At 54.6% G+C, this 10,528-nt stretch carries 12 protein-coding genes; 9 read left to right on the top strand and 3 right to left on the bottom strand.

Translation table 11 applies throughout. The features are described 5' to 3' along the window. Positions 1 to 86 precede the first annotated feature (86 nt). The 3 genes from AC2TAD_RS19455 to pedF all read right to left on the bottom strand — a co-directional run bounded on the left by AC2TAD_RS19455 (position 87) and on the right by pedF (position 2,332). Positions 87 to 665: an SRPBCC family protein gene (locus tag AC2TAD_RS19455; protein ID WP_480869762.1), complete on the bottom strand. Its 579-nt coding sequence runs from the start codon at positions 663 to 665 to the stop codon at positions 87 to 89. A gap of 71 nt (positions 666 to 736) precedes the next feature. Beyond that, entirely contained in the window at positions 737 to 1,633 is an 897-nt protein-coding gene (locus AC2TAD_RS19450) for a substrate-binding periplasmic protein (protein WP_480869760.1), read from the bottom strand. An 18-nt stretch (positions 1,634 to 1,651) separates the two neighbouring features. Next, positions 1,652 to 2,332 carry a cytochrome c-550 PedF gene (pedF, locus tag AC2TAD_RS19445; RefSeq protein ID WP_480869758.1) on the bottom strand — a complete coding sequence of 227 codons (681 nt, stop codon included), beginning with the start codon at positions 2,330 to 2,332 and terminating at the stop codon, positions 1,652 to 1,654. A gap of 158 nt (positions 2,333 to 2,490) precedes the next feature. On the opposite strand from pedF, the gene AC2TAD_RS19440 reads away from it, so the two are divergent. The 9 genes from AC2TAD_RS19440 (at position 2,491) to AC2TAD_RS19400 (ending at position 10,501) form a co-directional block, all read left to right on the top strand. Continuing rightward, positions 2,491 to 3,657, top strand: coding sequence for an ABC transporter substrate-binding protein (locus AC2TAD_RS19440; protein WP_480869756.1), 1,167 nt, complete (start codon positions 2,491 to 2,493; stop codon positions 3,655 to 3,657). 5 nt (positions 3,658 to 3,662) lie between these two features. Further along, positions 3,663 to 4,625 (top strand): YVTN family beta-propeller repeat protein, encoded by a 963-nt coding sequence (locus tag AC2TAD_RS19435; RefSeq protein ID WP_480869754.1) that lies wholly within the window; start codon positions 3,663 to 3,665, stop codon positions 4,623 to 4,625. Between the two features lie 15 nt (positions 4,626 to 4,640). Further along, on the top strand, positions 4,641 to 5,084 hold the full coding sequence (locus AC2TAD_RS19430) for a cupredoxin domain-containing protein (RefSeq protein ID WP_480869752.1): 444 nt from the start codon (positions 4,641 to 4,643) through the stop codon (positions 5,082 to 5,084). Further along, complete coding sequence (locus AC2TAD_RS19425; protein ID WP_480869750.1) at positions 5,081 to 5,800, top strand: ABC transporter ATP-binding protein; 720 nt, start codon at positions 5,081 to 5,083, stop codon at positions 5,798 to 5,800. The genes AC2TAD_RS19430 and AC2TAD_RS19425 overlap by 4 nt, the downstream gene beginning before the upstream one ends. After that, positions 5,797 to 6,582: an ABC transporter permease gene (locus tag AC2TAD_RS19420; RefSeq protein WP_170356217.1), complete on the top strand. Its 786-nt coding sequence runs from the start codon at positions 5,797 to 5,799 to the stop codon at positions 6,580 to 6,582. The genes AC2TAD_RS19425 and AC2TAD_RS19420 overlap by 4 nt, the downstream gene beginning before the upstream one ends. A gap of 73 nt (positions 6,583 to 6,655) precedes the next feature. Then, the gene (locus AC2TAD_RS19415; protein WP_480847336.1) at positions 6,656 to 7,195 is read left to right on the top strand and encodes an SEL1-like repeat protein; all 540 of its coding nucleotides are present in this window, start codon (positions 6,656 to 6,658) and stop codon (positions 7,193 to 7,195) included. A gap of 122 nt (positions 7,196 to 7,317) precedes the next feature. Then, positions 7,318 to 7,710, top strand: a complete 393-nt coding sequence (locus tag AC2TAD_RS19410) for a c-type cytochrome (RefSeq protein ID WP_480869747.1) — start codon at positions 7,318 to 7,320, stop codon at positions 7,708 to 7,710. A gap of 201 nt (positions 7,711 to 7,911) precedes the next feature. After that, positions 7,912 to 9,678 (top strand): PQQ-dependent methanol/ethanol family dehydrogenase, encoded by a 1,767-nt coding sequence (locus AC2TAD_RS19405; protein WP_480869745.1) that lies wholly within the window; start codon positions 7,912 to 7,914, stop codon positions 9,676 to 9,678. A gap of 133 nt (positions 9,679 to 9,811) precedes the next feature. Next, a complete protein-coding gene (locus AC2TAD_RS19400) occupies positions 9,812 to 10,501 on the top strand; it encodes a response regulator (RefSeq protein WP_170756021.1) in 690 nt (229 codons plus the stop codon). Positions 10,502 to 10,528: the final 27 nt, after the last annotated feature.

Below are 10,528 nucleotides of genomic sequence, written 5' to 3'. Positions count from 1 at the left end.
GTCCGACCCTCAACATCACCGCTCACAGCTACGCCGTTCACAGTCATCGAAACCTTCATCAGATTTTCCTCCCTTTAATTTTCGGTTCAACCACCGAACAGGCGCTTGAACCATCCTTTTTTCTCTTCCGGCGGCGGCGCTGCCGGAGCTGGCTCAGGCGACACTTCGGACACAGCAGCGGCCGCTGCCGGTTCGGGCGCAGCCTCGGTAGGCACGGGCTGAGGTTCTTCCTCGACCGCATTCTGGAAATTTTCAAAGAACTGGTCGGCCATTTTCTTGGCCACACCATCAATGACCCGCCCCCCTAGCTGAGCCAGCTTGCCGCCCACACGCGCATCGACATTGTAGGCCAGCAATGTTCCCTCGGGCGCATCCGACAAGGTGACATCTGCTGCACCCTTGGCAAATCCGGCGGCCCCGCCTTTGCCTTCCCCAGATAACTTGACGCTTTCCTGATCCACCATGTCCGAAAGGGTCACTTCACCTTTGAAGGTCGCCTTTACGGGTCCGACCTTCTGCACCACTGTCGCGGCAAACCCATCTTCGGCTGTTCCCGACATTTCTTTGCAGCCGGGGACACATTCTTTCAGAATGTCGGCCGATAGCAGTGCCTCCCAGACTTTGGAACGTGGGGCCGCAATGACGCGGCTGTCATGTAGTTCCATGTCACTCCCTCCAGTATTTTCGGTTAAGCTACGCGGTGATCTGCCCGGTGCCTATAAGACCTTGGGTGTAGTCACCGCAGTTTCGGGGGCGAATGTGTCAGGCCATATTCCGCAAAGATATTAGCAATACGCCCGTCCTGAAGCGCTGCAAAAATGGCGTCATCCACGGCGTAGCTGAGGCCGCGATACGCAAAGTGAACGGCGACACCATTCGTCCAGGTGCTGACAGCAAACCCAGGAAGCGGTGGCGCATGGACTCCCAAGTCAGGCGTCAATCCGGTCTCAAGCTGGCCCCGAGGTCCCATAGCAGCCATGGTTTCGCCTGCCGCCAATGCCTCCATAGCTTTTTCGGCTGTCTTGAACCGACGAATGTTGCGCGAAAGTTGCCCCCCCGGAAAGGCGGATAGGTAGAAATCTGCGATTGAGTCATTTTCGACCGCTACCGAATCGAACCGGAAATAAGCCGGGACCGGAGGATCCTCGGGGTAGGCATCCCAACGATAGGCAATTGCGATTTCTTCGTCGTGGTACTGGCCAGTAAAAACAACCTGCTCGACCCGGCACGCGAACTCGCTGTCGTAGGGGATATGCAACATCACATTTGCAACTCGGCCGTTAATCAGCGGGCCTTTCCAGATCCAATTGCGCAAGTCGGCTTCAAGGTTCTCTCCGGCAGCGACCAGATTGAACCGAGCTTCGACCCCTAGATCACTGGCGATGAGTTTTCCAATCTCAATATCGACACCTTGGATAGTACCGTCTCTCTCAAACGACCAAGGGGGAAAGTCTTCGTAGGCTGCGAATTCAATATAACCGCGGTCGATTATGGTATCGAGATCGGCACCGACGATATCTCGGCTTGCGTTCTGAGGTTTGGGCTGGGGCACATGATCTTCGCACCTGGCCAAAACCGGTCCTGAAAACAGGGTGGTGGCCAACAGGGAGAAAACGAAAACGTACTTGATCATGCGCCCCATTCTGCCGCGCTACTGCGCGGCGGACAATCCAATGGTAAGTTGTTCAGCGGCTTCGGCGAAATTGGGTGCATTCCCAGATATCAATACCGCCGCACGCAGAGCCACGCTGTCGGCCACGGGCGCGCCGGATCCGGTTTCGATAGTTTCGGCGATCTGGGTCAATTCCGATTGAAGCGCTGCCGTGTCCCCCTCGGCGCCGCCGGCCATTGCTGCCAGAAGATCCCTGATTTCCTTCAGGCGGTCCGAGTGATCGTCCAGCGCGCCGTCATCCGGACGCGTTTCGATATAGGTTCGAATGGCCCACGCTGCTTTTTGTCCTAACAATTCGCCAAAGGCGGGCATCTTAGTAATACCGTTTTGCGTATAACCTTCGCGGAACCGCTCTACATACCATTCGTCGCCATATTCCTCGGCTTCAAGATACCGCAAATCAGGGGCTAACCCTCCCGATACGACACCAAGACCATGGCAGCGGGCACAATTCTGGTTATAGCCGGAATCGCCTATTTCGATTGCAGCCTGCCATACCTCTTCGCCCTGGTCGCGATAGGGGTTTTCAATCAGCCAATCTTCTCCAACATCTGGAAGGATGTCTGTGTTGACTGGTTGTGGGGCGACATCGCCATGGGCCAGCGCCATACCTCCGGCAACAAGGCCGCCCAGCAATGTGCTGTGAAATCCAAGACGCATCTTCTCCTCCTTTACGATGCTTTTCACGGTCATACCGCAGCAGGACTCAGCGTGAAATTCGACCTTGGTTGCACATCCGTGCAGGTTTGCGACTAAGGTCTTATGGTGGGCTGCATTTTGGCCGTTTTTACTAAGGCGGCGCAGGAGGAGGCGCGAAAATGATTAAGATGTTCCGTGCGGTAGCGGCACTGATACTTCTGCCTGGCACTGCATTGGCAGAGATTGGTATTTCAGTGACTTACCTACAACAGCAGGTCGCGCGTCCACCCGTTTTATCCAACCTTGATCCGATTCCAGATGATCTTGGTTCGGCGGGTGCCAAACTGGCGCTGGAAGACAATCTGACGACCGCTAAGTTTCTGGGACACGACTACACGCTTTCAGTCACTACCGTTTCTGACGGTGAGGATTGGATTACAGCAGCGCGTAAGGCATTGTCGGACAGTCCGTTTCTAATTCTTGATGCGCCTGCCTCTGCTCAGTTGCAGGTTGCGGACTTGGCCGAGGCCGATGGTGCGGTGCTTTTCAATGCATCTTCCCCTGAACTTTCCATACGCGAGCAGGACTGTCGGCCGAACCTGCTGCACACTTTGCCGTCTGGGCTAATGCGCACGGACGCATTGGCTCAATTTCTGGTCAAACGCCGCTGGCAGGATCTCGTTCTGATCTCTGGAAACCACCCAGAAGATCAAGCTTTTGCCGACGCGCTGAAACGGTCATTGCAGAAATTCCGTCTTGATCTGAGGGCTGAAAAGACCTGGGTTTTTGATGCTGACCTGCGTCGCAACGCAGCGCAAGAAGTTCCGTTGTTCACGCAGGAATTCGGCGACTATGACGTCCTGTTATTGGCCGATGAATTGGACGATTTCGGCCGCTACGTCGAATTCAACACCTGGAAGGCGCGCCCTGTTGCTGGTTCCGATGGTCTTAAGCCCGTCACATGGTCGCGTGTGGTCGAACAATGGGGTGCGGCCCAGATGCAGAATCGGTTCTTTGAGCAGTCGGGCCGAACCATGATGTCCAAAGACTACGCCGCATGGGCGGCATACCGAACGCTGGGCGAAGCCGTGACACGTACCCAGTCCGACGACCCTGCGGTCTTGCGTGACTATATTTTGTCGGATGAATTCGAACTTGCCGGGTTCAAGGGTAGGGCGATGAACTTCAGGTTTTGGAATGGGCAATTGCGGCAACCAATTCCTTTGGTCACAGACCGCGCGGTGGTCGCCATGGCGCCACTGGAAGGCTTTCTACATCAGAGTACAGAACTGGATACGCTTGGAGTTGATGAGGCGGAAAGTCAGTGTCAGGCATTCAAGGAGTAACGGGCATGAGACTAGCGACACTATTGGCCTCTGCTGCATTGTGCGTTCCCGCAGCAGCGGATGAGATGTGGATCAGCAACGAAAAAGACGACACGCTCAGCGTGATTGACATCGAGACTCTTGAGGTCATCCGCACGATTGAAACTGGTGAGCGGCCGAGGGGAATTACGTTTTCGAAGGATTTCTCGGTGCTGTACATCTGCGCCTCCGACAGCGACTCGGTTCAGGTCATGGATCCCGAAACCGGAGAGATACTGCACGACTTGCCATCTGGCGAAGACCCTGAGCAGTTCGTTCTACATCCCAATGATCGTCATCTTTACATCGCCAACGAGGATGACGCGATCACCACTGTGGTCGATACTGAAACGCGAACGGTTATCGCGCAGATCGACGTCGGGATCGAACCCGAAGGCATGGCGGTGTCGCCGGATGGAAAAATCGCAATCACGACTTCTGAAACCACCAATATGACTCATTGGATCGACACGGAAACGCAGGAGCTTTTCGCCAATACTCTGGTCGATTCCCGCCCACGCCACGCCGAATTCCTTAAGGATGGAACCGAGCTTTGGGTGAGTTCCGAGATTGGCGGTACGATCACTGTCTTTGATGTGGAAACCCAGACCGAAAAAGCCAAGATTGAATTTGAAGTCGAAGGTGTGCATCCTGATCGAGTTCAGCCCGTAGGGTTTGAACTGTCCAACGAAGACAAAACTGCCTTTGTCGCGCTTGGACCTTCGAACCACGTCGCAGCGGTCAATCCCTACACCTATGAGGTTGAGGATTACATCCTCGTCGGTCGTCGGGTTTGGCACGTGGATTTCAACGCGGACAAATCACTCTTGTTCACCACAAATGGTGTGTCCGGCGATGTGACCGTCATCGATGTTGCAAAACGTGAACCAATCAAAACCATCAAGGTCGGGCGGTTCCCATGGGGCGCAGCGTTCCGCCCGACAAACTGATCAGGGAGAATTCAAATGAAGCGTTTATCCACGCTGGCAATTGCTGCCGCGATGACCTTACCCAGCGTCGTTAATGCCGACGATGACTCGGGGTTCGGTCTGGCCGGGTTGTTGTCGGCCAAAAACAAAGAAGACCTACCGCCCATCATCCTTTCAGCCGGAGAACCCTTGGCCGATTCTCCATGGGAACTAAAATCCGGCACTTACTACGAGTTCGAAATTCAAGGTGACGGAAGTCAGGAGCTTGCCATCATCGGCCCCGAGTTCTTTCGTGCCATCTGGGTCGATGAGATCGTGGTAGAAGGTTTAGAGATCCGGCCGCTGGGTTTGGATTCGATCGAATTCGACGAAGCCGGTGAAATGGAAATAGGCTTTGTCGCGATCAAGCCGGGCAGCTACTATCTGAAAGTGCCGGGAAGCACCGGTGAGACACAGCGGCTGGAGATTACCATTAAGTGACAGGGCTAACGGTCCGAAACGTCAGCTATGCCTATGGCGATAAACGCGCTCTTGATGATGTGAGTTTTCACGTCCCGCAGGGCGCGTTTTGTGCGTTGCTGGGCCCGAATGGGGCAGGTAAGTCAACGCTGTTTTCCCTGCTGACACGATTGTTCACCACCAGGCAGGGTGAGATTGAAATAGCTGGAATTGACATCGCGAAACACCCGCGGAAAGCCTTGGCTAAGATAGGGGTCGTTTTTCAACAGCCTACGCTTGATCTGGACCTGACGGTTCATCGAAACCTCAGTTATTTTGCCGCTTTGCACGGTATGTCCGGCCGCCAAGCTGAGGGCCGCATCACGGCCGTACTAGAGCGTCTGGATATGGCTGAACGTGCTACTGAACGTGCGCGTGATCTGAATGGAGGTCATCGCAGACGGTTGGAAATAGCACGATGCCTGATACATGTGCCTTCGGTCCTTTTGTTGGACGAGCCAACCGTTGGGCTTGATGCTGCGTCGCGTCATGCCATCACCAAACATGTGCATGACCTGTCTTCGCAAGACGGTTTGACGGTGTTGTGGGCTACCCACTTGACCGACGAGATCGGGCCAGACGACCAAGTGGCGATCCTTCATCGTGGTAAGTTGCTGGATCAGGGTATTTGCCGAGACATCACTGGCGGCGCTCCGATGCAGGATACCTTTTTGTTGATGACCAGAGCGGCTTCATGATCGATGCAATGATCGCTTTGCGCGCAATCTTGATCCGAGAAGCCTTGCGGTTCGTGCGGCAACGCAGCCGGTTTGTTGCGGCGCTTGTACGTCCTCTGGTTTGGCTAGTGGTCTTCGCTGCTGGTTTTCGCGCAGCATTGGGTTTGTCGATTACTCCGCCGTACCAGACTTATATCACCTATGAGATCTACATCGTCCCCGGCCTGTGCGGCATGATCATGTTGTTCAATGGCATGCAAAGCTCTCTCAGCCTGGTTTACGACCGTGAAATGGGGTCGATGCGGCTACTGCTCACCAGCCCTTTGCCGCGGTGGTGGTTGCTGTTTTGTCGCTTGTTGGCAAGCACGACGATATCGATCCTGCAGGTTTATACTTTTCTGGCGGTCGCTGCGGTTTACGGTATCGACATGCCCTGGATCGGATACGCCTACGTGTTTCCAGCGCTGATCGTCGCTGGATTGATGCTGGGCGCGTTGGGCTTGGCTTTGTCCTCGGCGATCAGGCAGCTTGAGAATTTTGCGGGCGTCATGAACTTTGTGATCTTTCCAATGTTTTTTCTGTCTTCAGCACTTTATCCACTTTGGAAGATGGCAGAAAGTTCGGCCTTATTAAGAGATATCTGCGCGCTTAACCCTTTTACGCACGCGGTCGAGCTAATCCGTTTCGCGCTCTATGGGCAGTTTAATGCTGTGGCATTGGGGTGGACGATATTGGCGGGTATTATTTTTCTTGGGTTTGCTTTTTGGGGCTACGATCCGGCGCGTGGCATGAAGCGCGGCTAAGCATCTACGACCAATACCACGGTGAAATCGTGGGCCGACTACTGTACATTGTCGAAAACCGGAGGGTACTGCCATGATCCGCATTGCTGCGTTTTTTCTGCTTTTGGCGTCTGCAGTCACGGCGCAGACCATTGAGGACGAGTACGGAACGCTTAACCCGCAGGACACGGGCTGGGGCAAAATCCTCAGCAACATCGACAATGGCGTAACCGACATGACCACCTGCGCTTCGGGTTACTACATGACAAAGTCAGGCCGCCACGATCTGGCGCGACGCTTGTTTCGCACCTGTGCCGAAGCAGGGTACACCGGTGCAATGACCTGGATGGGTCAGTTGGATAACAATGGGCTGGCCGGACCCTATGACCCTGATGCAGCGGCCGCATGGGACAAGCGCGCCGCCGATCTGGGCGATCCGGTGGGCAAGTTCAACTATGGTCTCAACCTTTTGCGTGGTCACGGTGTAACAAGGAACGAGGAACTGGGTCGGGCCTATGTTGACGAGGCCGCACAGGACGGCCTCAGGATCGCCAAACGCCTAAGGGATTCGGGCTATGATCCTAACGAAGTCACACCCGACGCTGACGAGTGGAAATACGCACCTCTATTCTGAACCCAGTTTTTTTTCTGAGAACTACGACTAAAGGATGATGCTCTTCCTCGGTTTTCTTGACCCACGTCAAGCCGGTATCGATGGACGCGGATTTACAGTTCGGCCAACGTTAGGAGGACCACATGAAACATCTTACCCTGCTACTCGGCCTCGCCGTCAGTTCCGTTTCGACAGCGCCAACACTTGCTCAATCCACATTCGACCGAGTCAAGATTGAGGCGGGCGAGACGCTCTTTTTCTCTGAATGCCGACGCTGCCACGCGCCAGATGCAACTGGTCCAAGTTATGGTCCGCAACTTGACGGTGTCGTTGGGCGCAGAGCAGGGACTGTAGAAGGTTATCAGTATTCGGATGCTCTGGCTGGTTCCGGTATCGTTTGGACACCGGCCGCTCTGCGGGCATGGATGGAAGACAACGACGGCTTCATGCCGGGCACCAAGATGCGGCATGTCGGCATCGATGATCGCACGGTTCAAGACTTTATTCTGGCATATCTAAGCAGCATCTCAGACTAGAACCGAGCGTTGGCCGAAGCTGGTCAGGAAAACTGGTTTGTCCAGAATAATTGACGATCGCGCTTGAAAGCCATGATTTCCGCCCTACGACCATTGTGCAATTTCACCACGAGTTCTGCCCGCCAATAATACTCTCGCCTGCAATCCCGATGCGTCGGAGATTCGGCGCGGAGGAAAGACATAAGTCTAGGGAGGACACAGATGAGCCGGTTTATCATGGCAACTGTTGCAAGTGTGATTGCAGCAGGCGCGGCCTATGCAGAAGTTACCGAAGACGATCTGGCCAATGACCAAACGATCACCACGCAAGTCGTAACCAACGGTATGGGGCGGCACCTTCAGCGCTATAGCCCACTGGACATGCTTAACAAGGACAACGTCAAAAACCTGCTGCCGGCCTGGGCTTTCAGCCTTGGAGGGGAAAAACAACGCGGACAGGAAACCCAGCCGCTGATCTACGACGGCACGATGTATATCACCGGCTCTTACTCTCGCCTGTATGCGATTGATCTTGAGACCGGTAAAGAGGTCTGGCAATACGATGCCCGTCTACCCGAAGGTATCCTGCCCTGTTGTGACGTGGTTAATCGCGGGGCCGCAATATACGGCGACAAGATAATCTTCGGAACGTTGGATGCACGGATTGTGGCGCTGAACAAGGACACTGGAGACGTTGTCTGGCGTGATAAGATTGCCGACTACAAGGCGGGATATTCCTATACCGCTGCTCCATTGATCGTAGATGGACTGGTGATCACCGGCAATTCCGGGGGCGAGTTTGGCATCGTCGGGGCCGTTCAAGCGCGCGATGTGAACACTGGTGATCTGGTCTGGGAACGCCCGGTGATTGAAGGCCACATGGGCACGTTGAATGGTGAAGAAAGCACTATGACCGGAGAGCTGAACGCAACGTGGCCCGGTGACATGTGGAAAACCGGTGGCGGGGCGACCTGGCTGGGTGGGTCTTATGATGCGGACACGGATACGCTGGTCTTTGGCGCGGGCAACCCAGCGCCTTGGAACTCGTGGCTGCGGGACGCTGGAACTCCGACTGAAGGCAACAAAGGCGACAACCTCTATGCCGCCAGCCGTATTGGGATCGACCCAAAGACTGGCGACATCAAGTGGCACTTTCAAACCACCCCGCGCGAGGGTTGGGATTATGACGGTGTCAACGAAGTCGTGGCCTATACAGACCGTGATGGCAACAAGCGTTTTGCCACAGCGGATCGCAACGGTTACTTCTATGTTCTGAACCGCGAAGACGGTGCTTTCGTCTCGGCGACGCCTTTTGTCAAAGACATTACTTGGGCCGATGGCGTGGATGACACGGGTCGCCCGATCTTTGTCGAAAACAATCGTCCCGGTGACCCGGCTGCAGCAGCCGATGGTAAGAAAGGTGAGGTTATCTTTGCCTCGCCGTCCTTCCTGGGCGGCAAGAACTGGATGCCAATGGCCTTCTCTCAAAACACCGGTAATTTCTATGTGCCTTCAAACGAATGGGGTATGGATATCTGGAACGAGCCGATCACCTACAAGAAAGGTGCCGCCTATCTGGGCGCGGGCTTTACCATCAAGCCCAATTACGAAGACCACATCGGTTCTCTTAAAGCCATCGACCCGGATACCGGGGAGTGGAAATGGGAGTACAAAAACGACGCGCCGTTATGGTCAGGTGTGATGACCACTGCCGGTGGTTTGGTGTTCTTTGGCACACCCGAAGGCGAGTTCATCGCGCTGGATGATGAGACCGGCGAGAAACTCTGGTCGTTCCAAACAGGGTCCGGGATTGTCGGCCAGCCTGTGACATGGGAACAGGATGGCGAGCAGTATGTCTCGATCATCTCTGGCTGGGGTGGCGCAGTTCCGCTTTGGGGTGGCGAAGTGGCAAAGAAGGTTAACTATCTGAACCAGGGCGGCACGCTGTGGACTTTCCGATTGCCCAAGGAGCTAGCGTCGGCAAATTGATCTTCTTCGCAACTCATGACTTTAACGCGCGCCTCGCTTGGGCGCGCGTTTTTTATACGACTTTCCGCCAGTTGGCGTGACTCTGTTCTCTTGCTACGCTTTGGTAGGTTGGGCAACATGATTGCAAAGGCCAATGCGAATGCTTGCAAATGCCGTCGGGCAAAACGATTTCGAGAATGTGCTGATCGTCGATGATCATCCTTTGTTTTGTGACGCTTTGTCGATGACATTACAAAGCGTGGCTCATATCCGTGAAATCCACACCGCCGACCGTCTGGAAGATGCGCTTGAGATGATTGCAGGAGGTTTGAAGCCTGACGCAATAATGCTGGATCTGAACTTGCCTGACGTTGACGGATTGGATGGGCTTGTCCGTCTGAAGGCCGTCGCAAATGCGCCTGTGATCGTTGTGTCTTCAATGACGGACAATCGGGTGATTAGCCAGGTTATTCACGCGGGTGCGTCTGGGTACGTTCCAAAACACAGCCAGCGTGACGTCTTTCGAACCGCGTTTGAAACCGTTCACGCGGGCAATGTCTTTTTGCCGGATGGATGCGTTCTGATCGATCTGGACGGCGCAGATGAACAAAGCGATGCAGTCGGGCGGCTTGCAACGTTGACCAATCAGCAGTCCCGTATTCTTCAGCTGATCTGTGAAGGCAAGCTGAACAAGCAAATTGCCTATGACCTTTCGATCGCCGAAACCACGGTCAAAGCGCATGTCACTGCAATCATGCGCAAGCTGGGTGTCCAAAGTCGTACGCAGGCCGTTTTGATAGCAAAGAAAGCGTCCTTTGCCAGTGTCTTGCAAGAGTCGAGTTAAGCTGCATACTCACAGAAAATCGTCGCG

This window comes from Ruegeria sp. HKCCD7628 (genome assembly GCF_057221005.1).
Note: the sequence above shows the minus strand (reverse complement) of the source record. Positions and strands in the feature narration are given on the sequence as shown.

Excerpts from the sequence above, each read along its gene's own strand:
- AC2TAD_RS19455 (WP_480869762.1), bottom strand. The coding sequence starts at position 665 with ATGGAACTACATGACAGCCGCGTCATTGCGGCCCCACGTTCCAAAGTC.
- AC2TAD_RS19450 (WP_480869760.1), bottom strand. The coding sequence starts at position 1,633 with ATGATCAAGTACGTTTTCGTTTTCTCCCTGTTGGCCACCACCCTGTTT.
- pedF (WP_480869758.1), bottom strand. The coding sequence starts at position 2,332 with ATGCGTCTTGGATTTCACAGCACATTGCTGGGCGGCCTTGTTGCCGGA.
- AC2TAD_RS19440 (WP_480869756.1), top strand. The coding sequence starts at position 2,491 with ATGATTAAGATGTTCCGTGCGGTAGCGGCACTGATACTTCTGCCTGGC.
- AC2TAD_RS19435 (WP_480869754.1), top strand. The coding sequence starts at position 3,663 with ATGAGACTAGCGACACTATTGGCCTCTGCTGCATTGTGCGTTCCCGCA.
- AC2TAD_RS19430 (WP_480869752.1), top strand. The coding sequence starts at position 4,641 with ATGAAGCGTTTATCCACGCTGGCAATTGCTGCCGCGATGACCTTACCC.
- AC2TAD_RS19420 (WP_170356217.1), top strand. The coding sequence starts at position 5,797 with ATGATCGATGCAATGATCGCTTTGCGCGCAATCTTGATCCGAGAAGCC.
- AC2TAD_RS19415 (WP_480847336.1), top strand. The coding sequence starts at position 6,656 with ATGATCCGCATTGCTGCGTTTTTTCTGCTTTTGGCGTCTGCAGTCACG.
- AC2TAD_RS19410 (WP_480869747.1), top strand. The coding sequence starts at position 7,318 with ATGAAACATCTTACCCTGCTACTCGGCCTCGCCGTCAGTTCCGTTTCG.
- AC2TAD_RS19405 (WP_480869745.1), top strand. The coding sequence starts at position 7,912 with ATGAGCCGGTTTATCATGGCAACTGTTGCAAGTGTGATTGCAGCAGGC.
- AC2TAD_RS19400 (WP_170756021.1), top strand. The coding sequence starts at position 9,812 with ATGCGAATGCTTGCAAATGCCGTCGGGCAAAACGATTTCGAGAATGTG.